General features: G+C 55.8%; 22 protein-coding genes and 1 tRNA gene. 6 read left to right on the forward strand and 17 right to left on the reverse strand.

The window, feature by feature from the left end:
- Positions 1 to 20: 20 nt before the first annotated feature.
- On the reverse strand, positions 21 to 1418 hold the full coding sequence (locus ACR0L3_RS14270; protein ID WP_480746421.1) for a metal-dependent hydrolase family protein: 1398 nt from the start codon (positions 1416 to 1418) through the stop codon (positions 21 to 23).
- 142 nt (positions 1419 to 1560) lie between these two features.
- On the opposite strand from ACR0L3_RS14270, the gene ACR0L3_RS14275 reads away from it, so the two are divergent.
- Positions 1561 to 2565 carry a helix-turn-helix domain-containing protein gene (locus tag ACR0L3_RS14275; RefSeq protein WP_480746422.1) on the forward strand — a complete coding sequence of 335 codons (1005 nt, stop codon included), beginning with the start codon at positions 1561 to 1563 and terminating at the stop codon, positions 2563 to 2565.
- Positions 2566 to 3022: 457 nt separating this feature from the next.
- On the opposite strand, the gene ACR0L3_RS14280 is transcribed toward ACR0L3_RS14275, so the two are convergent.
- Positions 3023 to 4084: a hypothetical protein gene (locus tag ACR0L3_RS14280; protein WP_480746423.1), complete on the reverse strand. Its 1062-nt coding sequence runs from the start codon at positions 4082 to 4084 to the stop codon at positions 3023 to 3025.
- A 392-nt stretch (positions 4085 to 4476) separates the two neighbouring features.
- Here ACR0L3_RS14280 and ACR0L3_RS14285 point away from each other — a divergent pair, with 392 nt between their 5' ends.
- A complete protein-coding gene (locus ACR0L3_RS14285) occupies positions 4477 to 5475 on the forward strand; it encodes a LacI family DNA-binding transcriptional regulator (protein ID WP_480746424.1) in 999 nt (332 codons plus the stop codon).
- Here ACR0L3_RS14285 and ACR0L3_RS14290 read toward each other — a convergent pair whose 3' ends face one another.
- Positions 5476 to 6609, reverse strand: coding sequence for a Gfo/Idh/MocA family protein (locus ACR0L3_RS14290; protein WP_480746425.1), 1134 nt, complete (start codon positions 6607 to 6609; stop codon positions 5476 to 5478).
- 36 nt (positions 6610 to 6645) lie between these two features.
- Entirely contained in the window at positions 6646 to 7749 is a 1104-nt protein-coding gene (locus tag ACR0L3_RS14295) for a Gfo/Idh/MocA family protein (RefSeq protein ID WP_480746426.1), read from the reverse strand.
- 112 nt (positions 7750 to 7861) lie between these two features.
- On the opposite strand from ACR0L3_RS14295, the gene iolC reads away from it, so the two are divergent.
- From iolC to ACR0L3_RS14310, 3 genes are read left to right on the forward strand one after another with little or no spacing between them, the layout of a single operon-like run.
- Positions 7862 to 8842 carry a 5-dehydro-2-deoxygluconokinase gene (gene iolC, locus ACR0L3_RS14300; RefSeq protein ID WP_480746427.1) on the forward strand — a complete coding sequence of 327 codons (981 nt, stop codon included), beginning with the start codon at positions 7862 to 7864 and terminating at the stop codon, positions 8840 to 8842.
- Positions 8843 to 8851: 9 nt separating this feature from the next.
- Complete coding sequence (locus tag ACR0L3_RS14305; protein WP_480746428.1) at positions 8852 to 9688, forward strand: 5-deoxy-glucuronate isomerase; 837 nt, start codon at positions 8852 to 8854, stop codon at positions 9686 to 9688.
- Positions 9685 to 10524 carry a class II fructose-bisphosphate aldolase gene (locus ACR0L3_RS14310; RefSeq protein ID WP_480746429.1) on the forward strand — a complete coding sequence of 280 codons (840 nt, stop codon included), beginning with the start codon at positions 9685 to 9687 and terminating at the stop codon, positions 10522 to 10524. Before ACR0L3_RS14305 ends, ACR0L3_RS14310 begins: the two co-directional genes overlap by 4 nt.
- Positions 10525 to 10533: 9 nt before the next feature.
- Here the strand turns inward: ACR0L3_RS14310 and ACR0L3_RS14315 are convergent, their stop codons facing one another.
- The 13 genes from ACR0L3_RS14315 to ACR0L3_RS14375 form a co-directional block, all read right to left on the reverse strand.
- Positions 10534 to 11292: an SDR family NAD(P)-dependent oxidoreductase gene (locus tag ACR0L3_RS14315; protein WP_480746431.1), complete on the reverse strand. Its 759-nt coding sequence runs from the start codon at positions 11290 to 11292 to the stop codon at positions 10534 to 10536.
- Complete coding sequence (gene iolB, locus ACR0L3_RS14320; protein WP_480746432.1) at positions 11289 to 12095, reverse strand: 5-deoxy-glucuronate isomerase; 807 nt, start codon at positions 12093 to 12095, stop codon at positions 11289 to 11291. Before iolB ends, ACR0L3_RS14315 begins: the two co-directional genes overlap by 4 nt.
- A 28-nt stretch (positions 12096 to 12123) precedes the next feature.
- The gene (locus tag ACR0L3_RS14325) at positions 12124 to 13305 is read right to left on the reverse strand and encodes a phytanoyl-CoA dioxygenase family protein (RefSeq protein WP_480746433.1); all 1182 of its coding nucleotides are present in this window, start codon (positions 13303 to 13305) and stop codon (positions 12124 to 12126) included.
- Positions 13306 to 13347: 42 nt separating this feature from the next.
- Positions 13348 to 14247, reverse strand: a complete 900-nt coding sequence (gene iolE, locus ACR0L3_RS14330; RefSeq protein WP_480746434.1) for a myo-inosose-2 dehydratase — start codon at positions 14245 to 14247, stop codon at positions 13348 to 13350.
- Positions 14244 to 16076 carry a 3D-(3,5/4)-trihydroxycyclohexane-1,2-dione acylhydrolase (decyclizing) gene (iolD, locus tag ACR0L3_RS14335; RefSeq protein WP_480746435.1) on the reverse strand — a complete coding sequence of 611 codons (1833 nt, stop codon included), beginning with the start codon at positions 16074 to 16076 and terminating at the stop codon, positions 14244 to 14246. Before iolD ends, iolE begins: the two co-directional genes overlap by 4 nt.
- An 85-nt stretch (positions 16077 to 16161) precedes the next feature.
- Positions 16162 to 16980 (reverse strand): ATP-binding cassette domain-containing protein, encoded by an 819-nt coding sequence (locus tag ACR0L3_RS14340; protein ID WP_480746436.1) that lies wholly within the window; start codon positions 16978 to 16980, stop codon positions 16162 to 16164.
- Between the two features lies 1 nt (position 16981).
- Positions 16982 to 18106 carry an ABC transporter permease gene (locus tag ACR0L3_RS14345; protein ID WP_480746437.1) on the reverse strand — a complete coding sequence of 375 codons (1125 nt, stop codon included), beginning with the start codon at positions 18104 to 18106 and terminating at the stop codon, positions 16982 to 16984.
- Between the two features lie 82 nt (positions 18107 to 18188).
- Complete coding sequence (locus tag ACR0L3_RS14350) at positions 18189 to 19130, reverse strand: sugar ABC transporter substrate-binding protein (protein ID WP_480746438.1); 942 nt, start codon at positions 19128 to 19130, stop codon at positions 18189 to 18191.
- 125 nt (positions 19131 to 19255) lie between these two features.
- Positions 19256 to 20269, reverse strand: a complete 1014-nt coding sequence (gene iolG / locus ACR0L3_RS14355) for an inositol 2-dehydrogenase (protein ID WP_480746439.1) — start codon at positions 20267 to 20269, stop codon at positions 19256 to 19258.
- A gap of 113 nt (positions 20270 to 20382) precedes the next feature.
- Positions 20383 to 20580 carry a hypothetical protein gene (locus ACR0L3_RS14360; protein WP_480746440.1) on the reverse strand — a complete coding sequence of 66 codons (198 nt, stop codon included), beginning with the start codon at positions 20578 to 20580 and terminating at the stop codon, positions 20383 to 20385.
- 61 nt (positions 20581 to 20641) lie between these two features.
- A tRNA-Arg gene (locus tag ACR0L3_RS14365) sits at positions 20642 to 20718 on the reverse strand.
- Positions 20719 to 20739: 21 nt separating this feature from the next.
- Complete coding sequence (locus tag ACR0L3_RS14370) at positions 20740 to 21216, reverse strand: GNAT family N-acetyltransferase (protein WP_480746441.1); 477 nt, start codon at positions 21214 to 21216, stop codon at positions 20740 to 20742.
- Between the two features lies 1 nt (position 21217).
- The gene (locus ACR0L3_RS14375; protein WP_480746442.1) at positions 21218 to 21529 is read right to left on the reverse strand and encodes an ETC complex I subunit; all 312 of its coding nucleotides are present in this window, start codon (positions 21527 to 21529) and stop codon (positions 21218 to 21220) included.
- Positions 21530 to 21681: 152 nt separating this feature from the next.
- Between ACR0L3_RS14375 and uvrB the strand changes: the two genes are divergently transcribed.
- Positions 21682 to 23868 (forward strand): excinuclease ABC subunit UvrB, encoded by a 2187-nt coding sequence (uvrB, locus tag ACR0L3_RS14380; RefSeq protein WP_480746443.1) that lies wholly within the window; start codon positions 21682 to 21684, stop codon positions 23866 to 23868.
- Positions 23869 to 23875 lie beyond the last annotated feature (7 nt).

The following is a 23875-nucleotide window of genomic DNA, read 5'->3' on the forward strand; positions in this document are numbered from 1 at the left end:
TCTCCGGCTGTTTAGACTGGTCAGTCCAGTGTGTTTTTGTAGATGACGCCGTCCTTCATTATCAGGCGGATCGTATCTGGGCTTTCAGGCCTCGGGTCGGCACCGAACCACTGATCACCTGTCCCAACAACCGAGAAGTCTTCAAGTGGATTGCCGTCGATTAGCAGGATATCCGCATAGGCCCCTTCTTCGATCACACCCAGATTGCCCTCGGGATAGGGATTCATGAACGGTCCGGACAAAGCGGCGATTTCACCGCCAGTAGATGTCATTGCTACCAACGAGGCGTGAGAGCCAAAGAACTCATTATTGAGATGTTTTTCATAGGCAATTTGAATATTGCAGGCGGCTACAGAACCTACGCAATCCGTGTGAAACCCTCTTTTAGCTGGGCACTCATTCATGTTTTTTATGTAGTCGCCAAAAGCCTGCGTAGCTGACTGTGCCTTTCGCAAACTGGCTGGGACATCTCGAATGGCAGGAATATCGAAGAGATTTGGATCAAATGCAGTGAGATTGGTTGTGATGTAGGCCCCTTTCTCTTCCATCAGCGCCGATATTTCACAATCAAACATGAACCCGTGTTCAATTGATCGGACACCAGCATTCAGCGCCGCCATAATCGTTTCCTTGCGGTAGGAATGGGCCATGACGTAGCTTTCGTATTCGTTGGCGACCTGAACGGCCGCTTCTAGTTCTGCCGTCGATCCAGCCAACAACTGCCACGGGTCAAACGCTGAAACTACACCGCCTGACTGCATGTACTTCAGTTGCGTAGCTCCCATCCGGAAGTTGTTACGAGCAAACTTGTACATGTCAGAGACACTATCGACTTCTTGAGCCATGTTCAGACGGCTGAAGTTTGAAGACTGGCCAACAGGTGCTGTAAAGTTGGCAAAATCAGCATGCCCGCCTCGTGTACTTAGGAAAGCAGCTGCAGGGTAGAAACGCGGCCCGGCAATGGTTCCGGAGTCGATTGCGCGACGAAGACCTCCGTTAGCGCCGCCCGCGTCTCTTACTGTAGTGAACCCTTGCATTAAGTACATCTCAGCCATTTGAGTGCCGTGAATCGCAAGGTCTTCCCAAGTGCTGTTGGCTTCCATTGCGGGCAATGTGGGCCCGGGCAGCATCAGGTGTGCGTGATTTTCAATGAAGCCGGGGGTCAGTGTGCGCCCACCGCCGTCAATCACAGTTGCGTCTGGTGCGTCTATTACATCGGTTGAGACGGCTTTGATCAGATTGCCCTCAATCAGAACATTAGCGTTTTCAATACGCTGCTCATTCACACCGTCGAAGACATGAACATTGGTAAACAGCGTTTGTGGTTGTTCTTGATCCTGAGCCCTTGCGGACGCCGCAAAAGTAAGAACTGCTGCGACAATCACTGTCGAGCAAAGGGACATTCGTAAGCCGGACATAAGGTCTCCCTTCATATTCACGTTTTGCCAACTGTAGTCCGGAAAATCTTGGCTCGGTTGCCACTTTTGAATTATAATGTTCGAATGTGATTGCAAAAGTGGCCACTGTACAAAACTAACAATCCTAACAAAGGTGCCGAGCTTGCCTTTTAATTCCACCTCGCCAGAACATAGCGAGGGCTTTATTCGCCTCGCGTTAGCAGCTCCGTTTCTGGAATATCTCACCCAACACGGGATTGATCCGCAGCCAGCCTTGGACCAAGTCGGTTTAAAAGCTGAACTGTTGTCTGACCCATCTGTCTATGTCCATTCAGAGTTGGTCTATGGTTTGTTGAATGCCTTTTCGGATTTGTCGGGGGATCGATATCTTGGTCTAAACGTAGGAGAGACGTTTAACCTGCAGAGATGGCCTCCGTTTGCTCAGGCCCTGCAATCAACACAAACGTTGTTCGAGTTTTTTGCCCGTTTTGTCGGGCTTGTTCCACAAGAGTCCAATTCGGTGCGGCACAGCCTTGTCATTGAGGCGGACAAAGCGACTTATCGGATCGAGAGGCAACAAGAACCAACTGTCCCGCCCATTCAGGTCACCGGATTTGGAGCCGCGATCTATGTGCGCCTATTGCAGACAGTAGTTGGAAATTCCTGGGATCCATCTCGTGTGCGATGGGAAAGCAGGTACATTAATGGTCTGCCAATTGACTACAAAGGGATTGAAGTTGGTCTTGGGACCGATCCCGGGATGCAAATTAGCTTTCCTGTGGAATGGTTATTCTTGCACCATGTTTCAGAGGACTCTGCCACGCCAATAGCCTCGTATCGCGAAGATGAAGAAGTAACCGTGGTGGCCGCTTTGCGATCTGTCTTGCGTGATAAACTTGATGAAACGGACTTGGGGCCAGAGATGGTGGCCGGACTGCTGGGGATACAGCCAGAACGGTTATTGAAAGCACTTAAGCAACAACGCACAACGTTAACACGCGAGGTCAAACGACTGCGTATCGATGTCGCTAAGGAGCACCTCAAAAAGGACAAAATGACAATAGCTGAGATCGGCCTCATGCTTGGCTACTCGGACAAATCCCACTTCACTCGGTTTTTTCGTGGGCAGACCGGAGTGACACCCACCAAATTCCGTCTGGGTTCATAACTACCGTGCAAACACTCGGCTTGGCCGTCCAATGTTGGAACAGTAAAAGCCAACGAGAGCTTACAACGCATTTTGGGTCAAAATCTAACTATCGCAGGGGGCAATTGTCCCCTAGCGTCTTTAGCCGAGCATGCTGCGCTGCGCCGCCGCTGCGCAAACACTTTGCTTTTGTTCGAACGGCAATAAAATTGATCGCAGCAAGATGTCAGATGCGATTGAACCATCTGGAAGGTTGCGCAACATTCAACCTGCGAACAGTTCTGGACATCTCTCCAAGTGAGCGCTGGTTTCAGCAGTTCCAGACAATACATCGTGCACATGCGGATTGAGGCAGGGCGCTCAGCTTACTCTGTAGTCTAAGAGTTAATGAGTCCCTCACCACCCACTGTAAACTCGCAACTTAAGCATGGAAGTATAGCACAGAATTAGCTCCTATTGGCAGAGCCTTAGCTCATGTCTACTCGGTAGCGCCGCATAGCTCACGGATTGTGCGGGCTATGAGTTGGTCGACTTTGCTCTGATCAAATTGAAGTATTTCTTCCAATCCGGCTGAGTTAAGATCTAGTTCCGGCTGCACGTCTAGATTGTCATAGTCGATGCCGTCGAAGACAATGCCCAATTTCGATTTCAACCACCTCAACTCGTCCCGATTGTTATACAAGACAGTATTCGCAACATTTTCTTTCAATGCAGGCCGGTTAAGTTCTAGCCCTTCGGCCGCCCGAGCCAGCGCGAGGTTCAATTGTCTGTTCGGACCGGCAAAAACGCCCTCCAGATCCATGAATGCGCGGCTCCGGATCCAGTATTGCGCCACGATGACTTCCGCAGGATCCGAGATGTTCTTATTCACTCGTTTCAAAGATTTTATCGTAGCATCATCCACGCCCACAAAACTCAAAAAGTCGTCGACCACATCCCCTTGTCTTGAGTTTGCTTGGTCGAACGAGCGAATAGTTACAGCATCTCCGAAAACAGCGGAGAATTTCTCATATTTCTTGGAAATCGGTCGAGAAAATTTTTGAAAGTTTAATTTACTACCGCTGGCCTTCATCCGTTGCTGAATTTTGGACAAATAGGATTGGACCGGGTGCCTATAATAGCAGAGTACTCTTATTTTGGCGTTGAGTGGATCGAACAGAGCCTTTAAACGCGCAACCGAATTGCGGGTCAGCCCACCCAAGGATTCCGATGATATAACCACATGATCAGCTTCTGAGCTTGCGATCCGCTTCAAAACGCGTTCAAAAATCTGTTTTTCATGGTCAACAGCTGTGGCTACCATGGACTCCGGAATTCGTCCCCGTAAGCTTCGGGTCCAACAATTGCGATCGGGTTCGGCCAGAATAACCAAACCTCGGTGATTTCTGTTACTCCATTTTCGAAAAGAATCTTTAGTAGAATTCTCCAATGGGTATAAAAGGCCGTTTTTCTCCAAAAGCTTGCAATTGGCTTTGAGCGTTTCCTGGATGGATGTCGTGCCGGTTTTCGGATTTCCTATATGAATTGTGATGGTCTTCATAAATCTGAAACTTCCTCTCCCACCCATTAACACTTTAGACTATTGGTCGAGATCCAACTACACTAATCAGATGAACCACGGCCCGCCGAACCCTTCTTGCGGGTTGTGGGTGCATGAACTGATAAGCTCGCGCATGAATGTATTGACTGGGATGGCTTGGTACCCGAAGACGGTACCCAAACTGGAGTATCCCAATGCGTCGTGGACTTCGGACGCTTAACTTCCTGCAAATCTTCACCCAAATTCAATCTACCCAAGTCTACGAATAGTCGCAAAAACCGCATCCATTTGCATCACAGCCTTGCAACCGATTGCAAGTCTTGATCAATGGTGCATAGTATTTCCCCGATGAAGTCACTTATCAGCCTCACCTCAATCAGTGGACACCAGCCATGAGTGTCACCCTGAAGGATGTCGCCGCGTTGGCCGGTGTTTCGCGATCGGCCGTCTCGCGCACTTTTACCGAGGGCGCATCGGTCTCGGCCAAGACACGCAGCAAAGTTGAAAAGGCTGCCAAAGAGCTGGGCTACAGTCCCAATGCGCTGGCATCCTCGCTAACCACAGGGCGAACGAAGCTTATTGGTTTGATTTCAAACAACTTTCACAACCCAATTTTCCTTGAGGTTTTCGACCAGTTCACCCGCGCCTTGCAAGAACGCGGGCTGCGGCCACTGATTGTAAATCTGACTGACGAGACTGAACCTGCCAATTCGGTTCGAATGCTACGGCAATATTCTGTGGACGCCGTGATCGTAGCCTCATCCACACTGCCGCCCAGCTTTGCTAAGGCGTTCCACGATGCTGGTGTGCCAGTTGTGCACACGTTCGGACGCTCGGCAACTTCGCCAGAGGTCCACGTGGTGGGGATTGACAACATCGAATGCGGGCGTATGGCGGCGCGCGAATTGCTAGCGCGCGGGTATAAGCGCGTTGCATATATGGGCGGCCCCCAGAACGCGACTTCGGCCATGGACCGGTATCGTGGTTTTATGGAAGAGGTCGAAAGGCATTCTGACCTGGAAGTTTCGCACTCGTTTGCTGAAAACTATTCGTTTGAAGCCGGTCGGACCGAGATGTTGCGACTGCTGTCGGGCGCTCCAGCCCAAGGCTATTTCTGCGGCGACGACATCCTGTCAATCGGGGCGCTGTCCGCCCTACGAGACCACGGGCTAAAGCCAGGCAAGGATATCGGCATAATTGGTTTAAACGACATGGAGATGTCGCGGTGGGAAAGCATCGACCTGACTACCATCCACCAGCCGATCAAACAGATCATCTCGTCATCCGTTGATCTTGTTGTCGAAATGCTAAAAGAGCCTCAGAGATACCCAGAGGCTCGGATCTTTCCCTGCCGAGTGATCGAACGGGGAACGCTACGCCCCCGCCCCTGATTACCGGAACATCGGTGGTCTTGCGTCTTTCCAAGCACCGTCTTCTTTACCTGACGCAACCGCCGCATGTACGGCAGCAATGGAGCGAACCCCGTCTGATGCGCCTGGTAGACCGTCACGAACCTCGCCCTGTATCGCATCCGCCAAATCACAATAGATATTGGCGACCGCCAGCGGGAAACCCTCGGGGTGTGCGATGGCCACTCGAGACAGGCGTTGCACCTCATCGTGTAGGCCGCTCTCACCTTTTTCGATGATCTGAGTGCGCCCACCAACGGGCGTATAGATCAACTGATTGGGTTGTTCAGAGGCCCAACGAAGTCCGCCGGTTTCACCAAAAACCTGAATGTCGAAGCCGTGCTGCCGACCGATCGCTACGGACGAAGTCCACAGTCGGCCCACGGTTCCTCCTTCCATTCGGAAATTGACCATGGCGTCATCCTCCAACTCACGGCTGGGGATGGTCGAGGCCATGTCAGCGGACAACGTTTTTACCTCATCATCACAAATGAAACTGGCCATGTGCAGCGCATGGATACCGCAATCGGCGAACTGGCCCGAAACCCCCGCCATTGCAGGATCATATCGCCAACGAACGCGCGGGTTGTCGGCGTCCGTGGCATCACCGTGGTGACCGTGGCTGAAACTGGTCACGACCAGACGAACCTTGCCAATTTCCCCTGCCCGCACCATCGCACGTGCCTGCCGAACCATCGGATAGGCGGAATAACAGTAGTTCACGGCGCAGATTTTGCCCGAGGCTTCCGCAATTCGAACGATCTCTTCACCCTCTTCCACCGTCATGGTCATCGGCTTTTCACAGAGCACGTTGAACCCGGCCTCAAGAAAGGCTTTGGCGATCTCAAAATGCGTTGAGTTCGGGGTTGCAATCGTCACCAGATCAATTCGGTCATCGCGGTCTTTTTCACCTGCCAGCATCTCTTGCCAATCGCCATAGGCGCGGTCGGCGGCAACACCCAGCCGTTGCGCATAGTCCCGACCCACTTCCGGGCGGTGATCCAACGCGCCGGCGGTGAATTCGAACATTCCGTCCGCCAATGCTCCCAGACGGTGTGCCGGACCAATCTGGCTACCCTCACCGCCACCAATCATGCCCCATCTCAGCTTTGCCATGGTACTTGTCTCTCTTCAGGTTTTACGGTTGCGCGATCAGAAGTCGCGAATGTCTTGCCATGTCCGCTTTTCGGACGACGCCAGTGCTGCGGCTAAAACCCGGTTGACCTCGTGCCCGTCGTGGAACGTGGGCCAGATCGGTTGGCCAGTGTGTATGGATTCAAGGAAGTCTTTGGCTTCGATGATGATCTGGTCCTGATAACCGGTGCCGTGTCCCGGCCCCTGGCAGAACGGTTCGTAATCCGGATGTGCCGGGCCGGTCAAAATCTTGGTGAAGCCACGATGCGCCTCAGGGCCTTCTCGGCGATAGAACCACAGGGCATTCTGGTCTTCCTGATCGAACCGAAGCGCGCCTTTGGTGCCCGAAATCTCATAGGCGTAGCCCATCTTGCGACCGGTTGAGATGCGGCTGACATAGATGTTACCCATCGCACCGTTTTCGAACCGGCACATGATCTGGGCATGGTCGTCATTGGTGACCTTACCGCCGGGGCGGGTTTCGTGGACGGTTTCAACCTCGGCCATCACCTCGGCAATCGGTCCCATCAATGCCAGCGCACCGTTAACCATATGCGGCGCAAGATCGCCAATGGTGCCGTTGGCCATACCCGTGGTGCGCCACGTGGCCGGAGCATCGGGGTCGGCATAAAAGTCCTCGGTATGCTCGCCCCTGAACCAGGTGACATCACCCAGTTCACCATCGGCAATCAGTTTTCGCGCGAATTGAGTGGCGGGTGTGCGGACATAGTTGAACCCGACCATGTTCGTGACACCTGACGCCTGCGCCGCGGCAACCATCGCTTCGCCATCTGCCATCGACGCGCCCAAGGGTTTTTCACACAACACCGGTTTACCCAGTGCAAACGCCGCTTCGGCAATCTGCCGGTGGGTTTCCTGTGGCGAAGCAATGACCACAGCATCAACAGCCGGGTCATTGACCAGCGCCCGCCAGTCCCCGGTTGCGCGCTTGAATCCATAGGCTGTTCGATACCGCTCAGCACTTTCAGGACTTGATGCACAAATCATCTCCAATCGTGGGCGCAACGCCGTGTTGAACACCGCGCCTACGGCTGACATCGCGACCGAATGGGCCTTACCCATATAGCCGCCACCAACGATTCCAATTCCGATTTCAGGCATCTATCACGGCTCCGAACATATTATTTGCAACCGGTTGCAAAATCAGTATCGTGTGAATCGATTCAGCGCAAGGTCCAAACTTTGCCGACCCCACTTTGCCGGAGGACATGACGTGAGCGCTTTGATAGACGGTATCAAAGGAAACCGCTTTGCCGTACTAGGGCGTGCCGGCATGGACCTGTATGCCGACCCGGTCGGTGTCAAAAGCGAGGATGCCGACACGTTCCACGCCGATCTGGGCGGGTCATCCGCAAATATCTGCGCCGGTCTGGTCAAGCTGGGCAGTCAGGCCTCGCTGATCACCTCAGTCTCGGATGATGCGGTGGGGCGGTTCTGCGTGAACAAGCTACACCACTACGGCGTGGATACGTCCTATATCCGCGTTCTGGGCGGCGAATACCGTATGTCGCTGGCCGTCTACGAAAGCCGGATCGAGAACTTCCAGAACGTCATCTATCGCAATGGCGCAGTCGATTTTCAGGTCACAGAAGAAGATATGGACAGAATCGATTTCTCGGCTTTCTCTGCTGTGATTTCGGCTGGAACCGTCTTTGCCGCCGAACCTTCACGCAGCGCCACATTCCGAGCCTTCGACAATGCCCGCGCGGCTGGTCTGCCGATCATCTTCGACATCGACTATCGCCCCTACAGCTGGCCCTCGCCCGAAGTTGCCGCTGATGTGCTGTCGCGCGCAGGTGACGCCAGTGACCTGATCGTCGGCAATGATGAAGAATTCGGCTTCATGGCTGGAGGATTGGAGAAGGGGTTCGACAAGGCCAAGGAACTGGCCCAGAAACCGGGCCGCATAGTCATCTACAAGATGGGCGAAAAGGGTGCAGTCACGTTGGTGGACGGGCAGGAAATCCACACCGGCATCTACCCTGTCACAGCCGTTAAACCGAACGGAGCGGGCGACAGTTTCATGGCGGGCCTACTGGCATCCATCGCTGCGGGGCATTCGTTAGAAAATGCGGTCATGCGCGGCTCGGCTTGCGCCTCGATCGTGGTGTCACTGCCCGGCTGCGCTCCTGCCATGCCGACGACGTCGCAGCTGGACGCGTTCCTTTCCGATCATCCCGGCCCGACCACATAGGAGTATCCCATGCATATCGCGCCCTACGACAATCAGAACATACCCATCGTTGATGCAGATGACCCAACGGTGCCCCTCAACTATTTCAACATCGTCAAGCTGAAGAAAGGCGAGGCGTTCGAATATCAGGTCCCCGGCTATGAGACCTGTATTGTCCCTGCCACAGGAAGTGTGGATGTTGACGTGGAAGGCGTCCAATTTGCCAAGCTGGGCAACCGTGGCGAAGACGTTTGGGATGGTGAACCCGAAGGTGCTTATGTCCCGGTCGGTGCGAGGGCGCAAATGGTTTGCGTGTCGGATGAGGCAGAGGTATTCGTTGCCGGAGCCAAATTTGACAAGGTGCTAGAGCCCTTTGATGTTCGGCAGCATGATCTTGTGCAATACGGCAGCGATGACACCAAGACCCATCGCAAGATCAAACACATCCTGGGTCAAAAACAGCATGACAAGGTCGGACGCCTGCTTGTCAGTGAACTGTTCACTGTCGGCCAGGGCGGCTGGTCCGGCTTTCCGAGCCACAAACACGACACCAACCGCCTACCGGATGAAACACGGCACGACGAGACCTATAACTTCCGGTTCAAACCCAATTGGGGCTCGGGCCTTCAGATGTTGCAGCGCGAAGACAATGAGCCAGGAGATGCCTATCACATCGTCGATGGCTCAACGATCTGCATCGACACAGGCTACCACCCCTGCTGCGTGTTGCCGGGCTACGAGATGTACTATTTCACCATTCTCGGCGGCCTGAGCCAACGTTCTCTGGTTCAGTATTTCCAACCGACCCACGCCTATCAGATCGAGACCATTCCGGGCATCAAAGACATGATCGCGAAGTTCAAATGACCCTTGTTACACTCAAGGACGTTCTGCAGCCTGCGTATCAACAGGGTTACGCTGTCGGCGGGCTTGTGACGCTCGGTTGGGAGGACATGCGCGCCTACGTGGCAGCCGCCGAAGCAGAAAACGCCCCAGTGATCCTGCAAGCCGGACCCAGCTGCCGCGAACACACACCGCTGCCCATTTTGGGCAAAATGTTTCGCCATCTGGCCGAAAACGCCTCGGTTCCTGTGGTCGCCCATCTGGACCATGGCTATACATTCGAAGAGTGCAAGATCGCGCTGGACAGTGGCTTTACCTCACTCATGTTCGATGGGTCGCGCAAGCCGTTGCAGCAGAATATCGACGAAACCGCTGCAATCGCCGATATGGCCCATGCTGCTGGGATATCCTGTGAAGGTGAGATCGGATTTGTCGGTTATTCCGGCGGTGAAGGTTCCAACGGAACCGACCCCAGCGAAGCTGCGCAGTTCGCAAAGGAAAGTGGCGTTGATGCGATGGCCATCTCTGTCGGTAACGTGCACCTTCAGCAGAACAAAGAGGGCGGTTTGGACGAAGAACGCATCCACCAGATCGACGCCGTGACAGACGTCCCTTTGGTCATCCATGGCGGATCGGGCGTTCCGGTCGCGCAACGATCAAAACTGGCGCGAGAAACCTCGATCTGCAAATTCAACATAGGGACCGAACTGCGTATGGCCTTTGGCGCGGCGCTGCGCGAAGCGGTGAATCGGGACCCAGAAAGGTTCGACCGAGTTACCATCCTGAAAGAAACTCACGACCCTGTCGAAGCTGCCGCGCGTGTTATGATCCGCGCTTTTGGTGCACCGCCGCAAAGGTGAAGCTTTGCCCTAAATCGACCCACCCTCGACCATGAAGTTCCCTGCGCTGCACATTGCGGCATCGTCCGAGGCGAGAAAGACTACCATCCGCGCTACGTAGACCGGATCAATAGGATCGGGCAGGCATTGGCGTTCGACCTGTTTGGCCAATGCTTCAGGCGTAACCCAAAGGTCTTTTTGCCTCTCCGTCATGACCCAACCCGGTACAACCGTATTGACGCGGATGCGGTGATCGCCCAGCTCGCGCGCCATTGAGCGTGTCAGGCCATGAACGGCGGATTTGGCGGTGGCATAGGCCGGGAAACCAGCGACCGCTTCCCACCAGGAATTTGAGCCGAGATTAACGATAGATCCTCCGCCACGTTCGATCATTGCGGGAGCTACGGATTGAATGGCGAAAAACATGTGGCGAATGTTGGTCGCCATTCTCTCGTCCCAGTACTCCGGCGTCAACTCGCGCCAATCGTGTCTGTCGTCATGGGCGGCATTGTTGACCAGAATATGGGCGGCGCCCAGCTCCTCAGCCAGTTGCTCCAAGGCCACTCGCAATGCTTCGACGTCGCGCAAGTCGCATTGGGCAAAAGCATGTTCACCGTCTAGCTCAGCCAGCAAATCAAACCCGGCGTCGGTGTTGATGTCCAGAAAGCCGACCCTGGCACCTTGGGCAGCGAACGCCCGTACGGTTTCTGCGCCGATGCCCCCTGCCCCGCCAGTGATGAACACGGTTTTGCCGTTCAAACTGGGATAGGTGGCAAACTCTTGGGTCATCCGTCGCGCTCCATGATCCACTCGACCTCAGGGGCCGGAACAAAACGCCATTTCCGCAATGGGCCGGCCATAACGTTCAGGTAATACATCTCAAACCCATAAGGTGCACCGCAAGGGTGATGACCGCGAGGAACGGTCACAACATCGCCATCGGACACCGCCATCGTCTCATCCAATTGACCGTCATCGGTATAGACCCGCTGAATGCCAAACCCGTTGGCCGGATTCAGACGGTGATAATAGGTCTCTTCCAAATAGGTAATGCGAGGGTAATCATCCTCGTCATGACGATGGCTTGGGTAAGAAGACCAATGACCGTTTGGCGTGAACACTTCAGTGACCAAAAGGCTGTCGGCATAGTCTTCTGCCTCCATCGCGATGTTGTTGATGTGGCGCGTGTTTGCGCCCTTGCCGCGTTCCGTCAGGGTGATGCCGTCGGGCCCAATACGCCGCGCCTTATGCCCGCCTTTGCCCGGCGCGGTACAGACGGCAATGACACAGTCAGTCTCAGCAGTAGCTTCCCATTCGGTCCCATTCGGGAGGTAAAGGCAATGCGGTGGCGTCTTTTCGAACACGTTCATCCGGTCGCCCAAAACACCCCAATCCTGCCCCGCGCCATGGAAGCGGGCCTTGCCTTCCACCATGACGAGAATGACCTCGCGGTCGCCAGTTGCTTCGGCGGCCTTATCCCCCTCCCGAAGGTGGTAGAGACCAAACCCGACATAGCGCCATCCGGCACTGGCCGGGGTGATATCATGTACCTTGCCGTGCGCCCCAAAGGGTTTTTTCAACAGATCTGCCATTTTGCTGCTCTCCAAAAGGTCCGTTTCGTCAGGCCACCTGCCGCTTTTGCAGCGCCGCCAAAACTTCGGACAATTGCGCCTCGGACCAGGCCTCGGCCACCGCTCGACGCAGGATGTCCGCCTGACTTTCCGGAGCCAGCCCACCTACCGGCAAATCGGTGTCCAGATTGGTCGGAAAGGCGTAACCCTCGGCTGTTGCTGCAATGGCGGCATCCAATTCCGCGTCGGTCAGTTCTCCGCGCTGTTTCAGCGCTTTGAGCGACGGGAATACGGCCTGAGACATCGCGCGTCTGTCGACACTCTCGATTGAGCGTCCAAAAGGTGATGAGACCTGCAAAAGGTTCGCCATCCTATTGATGTCAGTGCTTCTGTTTTCACCTGCGGCATGAAAGAGCGCCGGATTGAAGAACAATGCATCGCCTTTGGTCAGCGGCAACTGCACACACGCCTCATCAAAATACGCCTGAAAATCAGGATCGTGAAACGCCAGATACCCCGGCGGATAAAGCTGGGAGAACGGCAGCAGTTTGGTTGGACCGCTTTCAACCGGCATGTCGCAATGAGCAATCCCACCCTGCAACGTCAACGCCGCCGAGACTAGATGCGCCTGCGCGGGAAACCGGGCGGCACTTTCGGCGGTCATAAAGCCTAGATGATAATCCCGATGCGCTTTCTGGGCCTTGCCACCCGGACGCACCTGATTGACCTGCGCGGTGATCTGGTAGTTCGGACCCAACCATGCCTCGCTGGCGGCCGCGACAATGGTGTTTCCGAAGTAAAGCGCGAACCCTTCCGGGTCGTGCAAGCACAGCTTTTGTAATGCATTCCAGATGCGGTCATTAGCGCCAGAAGGCGCGAAGTGATCTCCGTCGCCGGCGCCGGTCTGGCGCTCTTCCTCAATAATTTGGTTGAAGATGTCGGTGGCGCGATCGATCACCGAAGTGTCGGCAAACGCGCCCTTCAACACGATGATGCCTGCGGAGTTTCCCAGAACCCAGCCCCATTCTTTCAGCAGTGCTTGCCGTTGTTCTGGATCGGCCAGATTGGAACGCAACTTACTCATGTCATAGAGCGGGATGTTACGTTCTATACTTGCCGCATGAGGCACCGCAGAAGCCAAAAGATTTTGGGAGGTCAAAACCTTGAAATCATCCAGGTCACAAGAGTCCGGACCAAAGTAGCCGACATATCCAAGTTCCTGGCGTTCCATCGCAGTCTCCTTTGTCATCGCGCCAGCTGAGCCCAAGAGGCGCTAGGCCGCGATCTTCAACCCCGCCGCATTGCACACGTCGAGAATGTGCTCGTAACCCATCTTCGAATACTCATAGGGTGGTGCCTTGGCTGGGTCCTGCTCTGCCTCAACGACGATCCAGCCGTCATAATCCATCGCTTTCAAAGCGTTGGCGACAGATTGAAAATCAATGGAGCCATCGCTGGGAACGGTGAAAGCACCGGCGATCACTGCATCCAGAAAGCTAAGATCTTTTTCGCGAGTATTCTGTACAACCGCTGGCCGGATATCCTTGAAATGCACGTGATGCACCCGGTCTCCCCAGCGGTTCAGGGTCGCCAAAACGTCGCCTCCACCGAACAGCAGGTGGCCGGTATCAAAACAAAGCTTCACTTCGGGGCCCGAGCTCTCCATCAACCAGTTCACGTCATCTTCGCTTTCGATGATCGTACCCATGTGGTGATGGTAGGCCATCGGCATGCCCAGATCGGCCATCCATTTCGCCAGCTCAGTGATTTTGGTGGCATAGTCCTGCACCTCGTCGCGCGACAGTTTCGGACGGTGATTAACTGGCGTGGCGGCATGGGTCTGGATGGTGTTGGAGCATTCTGCATACACGATGCAAGGGCTGTTTAATGCCACGAATTGTTCAACTTGCTCCCGCACGGCTTCCCGTTCAGTGGCGAAATCATTGACGAGTGACGCGCCCGAACACCATCCACCGCACAGCGCGATGTCGTTGCTTTCGAGATAGGCCCGCAGCCCTTCGGTATCGCTGGGCATCCGTTGGCCGCGTTCGACACCGATATAGCCGATCTCGCGCGCTTCTTTCAGCGCTTGTTCCATTGTAAAGCCAGCCGTCAAATCCGGCAGATCATCATTCTGCCACGCGATCGGAGAGATCCCGATTTTCACGCTCATTTCGTATTTCTTTCTTTGATGGCGACTTCATAGGCCGCACGTTTTTCATTTACTTCGGGGCGGATGCTGACCTCGGGTATCGCCACTTCCCACCATGTGCCGCCATATTCGGTCGAAGGGTACGGGTCGGTATCAATGACAACCACGTACGGACCTTTGATTTCGGACCGTTTGGTTAGCGCTTCTTCAAGTTCAGCAATCGAGTTGACCTTGACCGAGGTTGCACCCATCGCCGCGGCATGGGCGGCAAAATCGATAGCCGAAGGGGTATCGTGCGCTGCATGATCCAGCAGGTTGTTAAACTCAGCTCCACCTGTGCCCATCTGCAGTCGGTTGATGCAGCCAAACCCGCGGTTGTCCGTGATCACGACTGTAAAGGACACGCCCATCATCGCCGCCGTCGCCATTTCCGAATTCGCCATCATATAGGTGCCGTCGCCGGTAAAGCAGATAACGTCGCGATCGGGTTGGGCCATCTTGATGCCCATTGCACCCGCGATCTCGTAGCCCATACAGCTGAACCCGTATTCCATGTGATAGGCCCCGGGCCGTGGCGCCTTCCAAAGCTTGTGCAGCTCACCCGGCATCGTGCCCGCAGCGCACATAACAACAGTACCGTCGTGCGAGGCGCGTTGCACCGCGCCGACCACCTGCATATCGGTGGGCAGGGCATTGCCATCACCGGGCGCGTCTGTCAGCTTATCAACTTTGCCAAACCACTCGGCCTTAAGCGTGTCGGCCACTGGATCTGCCCGGTAGCCCTGCAGCGCAGTGCCCAGCTCCTCTAACCCAGCACGTGCGTCGGATAGCAGCGGTATAGCCCCATGTTTCTCGGCATCATAGGCGGCGGTGTTTAAACACAGCATTTCGCGTTCGGGGTTCGAGAATAGCCCCCACGAACCGGTGGTGAAATCCTGCAATCGCGTGCCCACCGCCAACACCAGATCGGCTTCGGCACAAGTGGCATTGGCTGGTTCGCCCCCGGTCACACCAACCGGCCCAAGGTTCAGCGGATGATCCCAGGCCAGTGACGACTTGCCAGCCTGAGTCTCGGTAACGGGGATGTTGTGCGTTTCGATAAAGCTCTGTAACGCGTCGGTTGCGCCTGAATAATGCACCCCGCCCCCGGCGACGATAACCGGGCGTTTAGCTGCTTTGATCGCTGCCACTGCACGCGCCAACTCGCCTTCATCCGGGCGGATACGGCGCTGATACCATACGCGCGGCTCAAAGAAGCTTTCCGGATAATCGTAAGCCTCGGCCTGCACGTCCTGACAAAATGCCAGCGTCGCCGGGCCGCAATCTGCCGGATCGGTCATGGTGCGGAATGCGCGCGGCAACGCGGTTAGCAGATGCTCGGGGCGCGAGATACGATCATAGTACCGGCTTACGGGGCGGAAGCAGTCATTTGCGCTTACTGTTCCGTCTCCGAAGCTTTCGATTTGCTGAAGCACGGGGTCCGGACCACGGGACGCGAAGACATCTCCGGGGATAATCAGAACCGGCAAGCGGTTCACATGCGCAAGCGCCGCCGCTGTGACCATGTTCGTGCCCCCCGGCCCGATTGAAGATGTCACAGCCATTGCGCGTGTGCGGCGCATTTGCTTGGCATAAGCAATCGCGGAATGTGCCATAGTCTGTTCGTTGTGGCCACGGTAGGTGGGCAAGCTGTCTTTGACAGCGTGCAACGCCTCACCCAGCCCCGCCACGTTTCCATGACCGAAAATGGCCCAGACACCAGCGATGAAGGGCTCTCCGGCCTCATTCATCTGCGCACCCAGATAGCGCACCAAAGCTTGCGCTGCGGTCAGTCGGACTGTTTTGCCCATTGTGATCCCTTTCAACACACGGCCAGTTTGGCCAAGCCTGCAATTTTATTTGATGTCGGGCCGCAGCCCAAATGGGGAAACGATTCTAAACCGTCCCGCCCAGCGATCCTTCCAACTCGGCCAATTCCTGACCGCCTGCCATCAGGTCCTGCAACTCTTCCGGCGTGATTTCTCCACGACGTGCAGTGCCCAGTGTCTTGCCACGGTTCAGCACCGTAAAGCGGTCGCCCACCGCCAGTGCATGGCGCACGTTGTGGCTGATGAAAACAACACCCACACCCTGACTGCGCACCTTGTCGATGGTCGCCAAGACGTTAGAAGTCTGACGCACACCAAGGGCCGAGGTCGGTTCGTCCAGGATCAAAATCTTTGCGCCAAAATGAACCGCGCGAGCGATGGCCACTGTCTGACGCTCACCGCCCGACAAGGTGCCAACGGCCTGATCCGGGCCACGCAGGTTGATGCCCATCTTGCGCATCTCTTCCATGGTGATTTCGTCGGCAAGCTTCTTGTCGAAGAAATTGATCCCCGCCACCTTGCGCGTCGGTTCATTACCCATAAAGAAGTTCCGGCTAACGCTCATCAGCGGGATCATCGCCAGATGCTGGTGTACCGTCGCGATCCCGGCTGAAATCGCGTCACGCGGGTCTTCGAAATGCATCGGCTTGTCTTCAAAGAAGATCTCGCCAGCGGTTGGCTTGTGCACGCCTGACATGGTCTTGATGAACGTCGACTTGCCTGCTCCGTTGTCGCCCAGCAAACAGTGACATTCGCCGGGGCACAGGTCAAAGCTGACGCCAGCCAGTGCGATAACCGAACCGAAGTGCTTCTGAATATCGACCATGCGAATGATCGGTTTTTTTGCATGCGCATCGCCGTGATGGAATTTGGTGTCTTCGGTCATCTCAGCGTTCTCCTGTGATGATGCGACGGATGTATGTGTTCAGGATCACCGCACCAAGCAGGATGACACCCAGGAACACCCGGAAGAGCGAGCTTTCGACCCCCGCGAAGAACAGACCCTGCTGCACGACACCGAAAATCAACGCACCCAACGCCGCGCCGAGAACGGAACCATATCCGCCGGTCAACAGCGCGCCTCCGATCACAACGGCGATGATCGCCTCGAACTCCTTCAGCAACCCGCGATCAGCACCGGCCGAGCCGAACTCCATCACCTGACATGTGGCAAACACTGTGGCGCAGAAAGCCGTGAACATGAACATCAAAACCTTGACCCGGTTCACCGGCACACCCGAATTCCGGGCAGCTTCTGCATCACCGCCCGAAGCAAAGATCCAGTTTCCGAACTTGGTTTTTGTCAGCAGAACATGGCCAAAGATGATAAGCCCGACCGCCCAGATCAGCAGCATGGGTATCCCATCCACCACTGGCTGCCCCTCACGCGTGCCACGCTCGAACGTTTCGATCAAACCCTTGTCGCCTAGCCAGACAAAGAGACCTTGAAACACCTTGCCGCCAAAGATCGACGCCAGCCAGTCACCCTCGGCCACGTCCTTGATGCCGCCGATGATTGTCTTGCGCTCGATTGTCTGAGGCAGATAGATGGTAAAGCCGCGCAAAATGAACAGAAAAGCCAGTGTGACGATAAAACTAGGCAGGCCTGTTCGAATAACGATAAAGCCATTCAGCGCGCCGATTGAGACACACAAGGCAAACGTCACCAGGATCGCCATCCAGACCGGCCAGCTTAGCGTGACCGAGAAGATTGCGATCATCATGCCCGCAAATCCGATCATCGATCCGACGGACAAGTCAAATTCACCCGCGATCATCAGCAGGCAGGCCCCTACAGCGATGATCATGAACTGCGCCGAGACAATGGACCAGTTCATGATGCCCTGGCTGTTGAACATGCCGCTGTCAAAGGCGAACAACAGGAAAAAAGTAAACACGGCAACCGTTCCGACCATACCACCCAATTCGGGGCGGATCAGGGCGCGACGCAGTGGCGAGATCTCTTTGATCCGTTCGTCACCGCCTGCCGTGGATTGAACTGTCTCAGACATAGTGGTCCTCCCTAGCGCGGGCTTTCCAAAACTTGGAACCGTCAGCGGGCGCACTCCTCTTGCGCCCGCTGCGTTGCAATAATCAGCGGTATTCGCCTGCGAATTCTTCGATCTTCGCCAGACCGTCAGCTGTCACGAAGCCGGGGCCAGAATTGATGTTGTTGCCCGGCAGGACGCCATAACGGTGATAGTTCGCCATCACCACGACCGGCAGATAGGCCTGCAGGAAGGGCTGCTGATCGATACCCCACTGAATGGTGCCGTCTTTGATGCCTTTGACAATTTCACCGCCCAGATCGAACGTTCCGAAATAGATGTCACCGGCCATGCCATTTTCCTGCAGCGCCAGAATGGTCGGGTCAGCAGATGTCGGACCAAGCGTCAGAACAGCATCGGTGTCAGGATTGGCCGACAGGTAGGCCAGAACCCGGTTTTTGATCTCTGCAGGGTCCTGCCCTGCGTCGATCATCTGCTCGCCCAGTTCAACACCCAGACCGTCTGCAAAACCCTGGCAGCGTTCTTGGCTTGAGGGTTGAACAATATAGTGGTTCACGCACAGAAAGGACCCAATCCCATCCGCCTTGGCACGCTGACCGGCAGCCAAGCCGGCGTCATATTCAGGCTGACCGACATACATCAAGGCACCAACCTCGCGCGCCTTTTCAGGTGTACCGGTGTTCATGATAATCACGTCAATGCCGGAATCCACAGCGGCCTTGATCGGACCTTCCAGAATGTCAGGATCTGCCAGTGTAGTAATGATGCCATTGGGACCGGACGCTGCCGCCTGATCGATGATCCGAGCCATGTCGGCCAAGTCGCCCGTGGGCGGGTTGCGGTATTCAACCTCGACACCCATCTGTTCGCCCGCCAGGGCGATGCCATTCTTGATTGTGTTCCACCAGCTGTCGCTGTCAGGGGCGTGGCTGACCAGAATGTATTTTTCACCCTCTGCCGACGCACCGGTTGCGGCGACCAGCGCCAGTGCACTGGCTGCCAATGCGCCTTTTACGAACTTATTCATTTGGTTTCCTCCCATAAGAACAGTTTGTCTTTTTTGCCAGGGCACCAGCCCCAGTCATTCGGACGGGCCGAATCTCCTCCGCTCCGGGAATCTGGCGGAGCTTCCCCCAGTTTCCGGATATCCGGTCATTTTGCAACCGGTTTCAAAACGTCAGCCATCGCGACCGGTAGACCGGACCGCGCAGACCGCGTTGCGGCCTCGGCCATCGCAAGTGCTGCGACCCCATCCCCAAGTGTCACCGGCATTGCAGAACCAGACTGCACAGCCTGTACAAACGCATCCCATTCCGCACGGTAGGCAGGCATATATCGTTCAAGAAAAAAGTAGGTCGGTTTCGCCCCAGTCACGCCATCGGCCGTCGACTTGACCACGGCGTTTTCAAGTATGTTATGCGCCTGCAACAGCCCACCCGAACCCAACATCTCGATCCGCTGGTCGTATCCGTAAACAGCCCGACGCGAATTCCTGATAACCGCAATCTGACCATTTGCATAAGTCATTGTGGCAACAGCGGTATCTACGTCTCCGGCACGCCCAATCTCGGGGTCGACGATCGACGTACCAACAGCCGAAATCTGAACCGGCAGCTGGCCCATCAGATAGTTTGCCATGTCAAAGTCATGGATCATCATATCCCGAAACAATCCACCCGAGACCTTGATGTAATCAACCGGTGGTGGGGCTGGGTCAAATGACGTGATCGACAACATTTCGGCAGTACCAATCTCACCCTGATCCGCAGCGGCTTTTAGCGCCGAGAAACTGGGGTCAAAACGCCGGTTGAACCCCAACATCACCGGCTGACCGGTTTCTGCCACCACCGATTGACAGGCCAGCGCCCGTTCCAAACTTAGGTCAACGGGTTTTTCACATAAAACCGCCTTACCCGCCCGAGTCGCGGCTTCGATCAGGTCAGAATGCGTGTCTGTAGGCGTGGCAATCAGGACGGCATCTATCGATGGGTCCGCGATGATATCCATGGATTCTCGCGCTGTTGCACCTTGTTCGGCGGCAAGGCTTTCAGCAGCATCGGAAATCGCGTCAGACACCGCACAGAGTTGGCTTTGCGGATGCGCGGCAATGGCGTGCGCGTGTACGCGTCCAATGCGCCCGGCGCCAAGCAAACCAATTCTGAGCATGCGAGTCTCCCGATTCTTTACTTGGGGGACACCATGAGTCTCTTTGCAACCGGTTGCAAGATTTTTTTCAAGTAACCAACTATGGGACCGCAACCCGCCTGGGTCGCGTTAATTCAACTTGGTCGTACAGCGACTAAAACAACGTCCAGTTCATCTTCCAATGCCTGCAACTTTTTCAGGTCTCCCTTCGGTAAATTTGCAGAATCCGCTTCCACAGCGGCAAGCGCCACAACCGGGCTACCGATTTCCTTTTCAAGCGCCCGTACAGCTTCCAGTTTGTCAGCTTCCAGCGTTGCAATTGGGTAAAGCATGCGAGTCTCCTGTCTATCGATGACAGCGAGTATACCCGATTTTCTTTTGTTCCGAGTAATCTGGCGATCCCTGAAGGACTCGAACCCTCAACCTGCTGATTAGAAGTCAGCTGCTCTATCCAGTTGAGCTAAGGGACCGCTGAACCCTTCTTGCGGCTTTTATGTGCGGGGTTCAAGACCCAAGCGCATGAAGGCTGAATTTGGATCGGATTTGTATCCAAAGATCGGCCCGCAGTAGGAATATCCCAAAGCCTCATATAGTTTACGCGCTGCGTCATATTCCTGCAGATGAGCCGCGCCTGTTTCCAATACCAGCGCCTTGAAGCATTCGGTCCGTGCAATATCCTCAAGATGCATCATCATCTTGCGCGCCAGACCGCGTCCTCGGGCTTGCGAAAGAACGTGCACTGATTTCACTTCTGCGGACCCATCCGGCAGAACCTTGAGCGCACCACATCCGACGGCCTGCCCATCATCATACATCGCCCAAAACCGTATTTCAGGTTCTCGCAGCGCATCAACATCCAACGTGTGGTTCGATGTCTGAGGCGTCGCTTCCCAACTATGTTCCAGATGCGCCTGAATAATAGGGCGCAGGTCGTCGGCGCCTGGATCAGCCTCGCGGATTTCGATCAATTCAGTGAGTCCAAGGACCGCGCCGGTCGGTGGCGAAATTCTCACCGTAACCACGGGCGCGCAGGTTGGGCTTGCGCTTATGCGGCTCACTAACCTGCGCATCAATCCCGTTGTCCTTGGCGTAATCCAGCGCCTCTTCCTTGGTGTCGAATTTCAGGCGCACTTGAGTCTGCGTATCATTCGATGAGGTCCAACCCATCAACGGATCAACCTCACGGGTCGACGCAGGGGCGTATTCCAAAACCCACTTGCGAGTCTTGGCCATCCCCGAGGTCATCGCGTTTCGCGAAGGCTTGTAAATCCGTGCGCGCATGTCGCCTCTCCGTACTCACTTGGCTTGGCACTTTTATGCGTCAGACGCGCGGCTCGGACAAGCCCGCAATTGTCGCAATTTAAGGGTTTGGAAATGCCCCCTTGAACAAGAACAAAAACAGACCAAAATCAGGCGCGAAAGGAATCCCCCTGATGGCATATGCTCATTCCGACAAGACGCAACTGACTGCCGACGACGTGCGCGCCCGATTAAAGCTGGAAGGCGGCAAGGAATTCGTGATGCACACCGAATTCAACCCGGCCGGTGACCAGCCGACAGCGATCACGGAACTGGCCGGAGGTGTACGGGACGGCGAGCGAGATCAGGTGCTGCTGGGCGCGACCGGCACGGGTAAGACCTTCACCATGGCCAAGGTGATCGAGGAAACCCAGCGCCCTGCCATCATTTTAGCCCCGAACAAGACGCTGGCGGCGCAACTATACGGAGAATTCAAAGGCTTCTTCCCTGAAAACTCGGTCGAGTATTTCGTGTCCTACTACGACTACTACCAGCCCGAGGCCTACGTGCCGCGCAGCGACACCTATATCGAGAAAGAATCGCAGATCAACGAACAGATCGATCGCATGCGCCACTCGGCCACACGGGCGCTGCTGGAGCGGGATGACGTGATCATCGTGGCGTCGGTCTCCTGCATCTATGGTATCGGCTCGGTTGAGACTTACGGGGCGATGACGCAGGACCTTAAAGTCGGCAAGGACTACGATCAGCGGCAAGTGATGGCCGATCTGGTTGCACAGCAATATCGCCGAAATGATCAAGCGTTTCAGCGTGGGTCCTTTCGGGTCCGCGGTGACAGCTTGGAAATCTGGCCTGCCCACCTTGAGGACCGCGCCTGGAAGCTGTCCTTCTTCGGCGAAGAACTGGAACAGATCACTGAGTTCGACCCGCTGACGGGTGAGAAAACCGACACGATGGAGCAGATCCGGGTTTACGCGAACTCCCACTACGTGACGCCCAAACCGACGATGCAGCAGGCGATCATCGGGATCAAAAAGGAACTCCGCATCCGGCTGGACCAGTTGGTGGGCGAGGGCAAACTGCTGGAAGCGCAACGTCTGGAGCAACGCACCAACTTCGATCTGGAAATGCTCGAAGCCACCGGTGTCTGCAACGGGATCGAGAACTACTCGCGCTATCTGACCGGTCGCGCGCCGGGTGAGCCGCCCCCGACCCTGTTCGAATTTATCCCCGACAACGCGATTGTTTTTGCCGACGAATCCCACGTCAGCGTGCCGCAGATCGGCGGCATGTACCGGGGCGACTATCGGCGCAAGTTCACGCTGGCCGAACACGGGTTCCGCCTGCCGTCCTGCATGGACAACCGCCCGCTGAAGTTCGAAGAATGGGACGCCATGCGCCCGCAATCTGTTTTCGTCTCGGCCACCCCTGCGAAATGGGAGATCGAACAGACCGGCGGCGTTTTCACCGAACAGGTGATCCGCCCCACCGGCCTGCTGGACCCCGAGGTCGAAATTCGCCCCGTTTCCATGCAGGTCGACGACCTTCTGGACGAGGTGCGCAAAGTGGCCGCCGATGGCTACCGCACGCTGGTCACCACGCTAACCAAACGCATGGCCGAGGATCTGACCGAATACCTGCACGAGCAGGGCATCAAAGTGCGCTACATGCACTCGGACATCGACACGCTGGAACGGATCGAAATCCTGCGCGACCTACGGTTGGGGGCGTTCGACGTGCTGGTCGGCATCAACCTGCTGCGCGAGGGGCTCGATATCCCCGAATGCGGTCTGGTCGCCATTCTGGACGCGGATAAAGAAGGCTTTCTGCGCTCGGAAACCTCACTGATCCAGACGATAGGCCGCGCCGCGCGGAACGCCGATGGCCGGGTGATCATGTATGCCGACAAGATCACCGGCAGCATGGAACGCGCCCTGAACGAAACCAATCGCCGCCGCGCTAAACAGCTTGCCTATAACGAGGAACACGGCATCACCCCTGAGACGGTGAAAAAGAATGTCGAGGACGTTCTGGCCGGTCTCTACGAAGGCGACGTCGACATGAACCGCGTCACCGCCACCATCGATAAACCGATGCACGGCGCCAACCTCGAGGCCCATCTGGACGGGTTGCGCGACCAGATGCGCAAAGCTGCCGAGAACCTTGAATTTGAAGAGGCCGCCAATATCCGGGATGAGATCAAACGTTTGGAGGCGGTCGATCTGGCCGTCGCTGACGACCCCATGGCGCGCCAATGGGCGGTCGAGAAAGCCTCGGAAGACGCAGTGAAATCACGCGGACGGTCAACGGCTGGCAGGCCGGGCCAGCGGGGTGGGAATGTGAAGAGACGGAAAAGGTAGGCGACCA

It is taken from the genome of Ruegeria sp. CK1 (assembly GCF_056536545.1).

Bases quoted from the DNA above. Each gene is read 5' to 3' on its own strand.
- ACR0L3_RS14350 (WP_480746438.1), bottom strand. From the start codon at position 19,130: ATGAATAAGTTCGTAAAAGGCGCATTGGCAGCCAGTGCACTGGCGCTG.
- iolD (WP_480746435.1), bottom strand. From the start codon at position 16,076: ATGGGCAAAACAGTCCGACTGACCGCAGCGCAAGCTTTGGTGCGCTAT.
- ACR0L3_RS14280 (WP_480746423.1), bottom strand. From the start codon at position 4,084: ATGAAGACCATCACAATTCATATAGGAAATCCGAAAACCGGCACGACA.
- ACR0L3_RS14270 (WP_480746421.1), bottom strand. From the start codon at position 1,418: ATGTCCGGCTTACGAATGTCCCTTTGCTCGACAGTGATTGTCGCAGCA.
- iolB (WP_480746432.1), bottom strand. From the start codon at position 12,095: ATGGCAGATCTGTTGAAAAAACCCTTTGGGGCGCACGGCAAGGTACAT.
- ACR0L3_RS14305 (WP_480746428.1), top strand. From the start codon at position 8,852: ATGCATATCGCGCCCTACGACAATCAGAACATACCCATCGTTGATGCA.
- iolE (WP_480746434.1), bottom strand. From the start codon at position 14,247: ATGAGCGTGAAAATCGGGATCTCTCCGATCGCGTGGCAGAATGATGAT.
- ACR0L3_RS14295 (WP_480746426.1), bottom strand. From the start codon at position 7,749: ATGCCTGAAATCGGAATTGGAATCGTTGGTGGCGGCTATATGGGTAAG.
- ACR0L3_RS14340 (WP_480746436.1), bottom strand. From the start codon at position 16,980: ATGACCGAAGACACCAAATTCCATCACGGCGATGCGCATGCAAAAAAA.
- ACR0L3_RS14310 (WP_480746429.1), top strand. From the start codon at position 9,685: ATGACCCTTGTTACACTCAAGGACGTTCTGCAGCCTGCGTATCAACAG.
- ACR0L3_RS14315 (WP_480746431.1), bottom strand. From the start codon at position 11,292: ATGACCCAAGAGTTTGCCACCTATCCCAGTTTGAACGGCAAAACCGTG.
- ACR0L3_RS14375 (WP_480746442.1), bottom strand. From the start codon at position 21,529: ATGCGCGCACGGATTTACAAGCCTTCGCGAAACGCGATGACCTCGGGG.
- uvrB (WP_480746443.1), top strand. From the start codon at position 21,682: ATGGCATATGCTCATTCCGACAAGACGCAACTGACTGCCGACGACGTG.
- ACR0L3_RS14360 (WP_480746440.1), bottom strand. From the start codon at position 20,580: ATGCTTTACCCAATTGCAACGCTGGAAGCTGACAAACTGGAAGCTGTA.
- ACR0L3_RS14345 (WP_480746437.1), bottom strand. From the start codon at position 18,106: ATGTCTGAGACAGTTCAATCCACGGCAGGCGGTGACGAACGGATCAAA.
- ACR0L3_RS14285 (WP_480746424.1), top strand. From the start codon at position 4,477: ATGAGTGTCACCCTGAAGGATGTCGCCGCGTTGGCCGGTGTTTCGCGA.
- ACR0L3_RS14325 (WP_480746433.1), bottom strand. From the start codon at position 13,305: ATGGAACGCCAGGAACTTGGATATGTCGGCTACTTTGGTCCGGACTCT.
- iolG (WP_480746439.1), bottom strand. From the start codon at position 20,269: ATGCTCAGAATTGGTTTGCTTGGCGCCGGGCGCATTGGACGCGTACAC.
- ACR0L3_RS14290 (WP_480746425.1), bottom strand. From the start codon at position 6,609: ATGGCAAAGCTGAGATGGGGCATGATTGGTGGCGGTGAGGGTAGCCAG.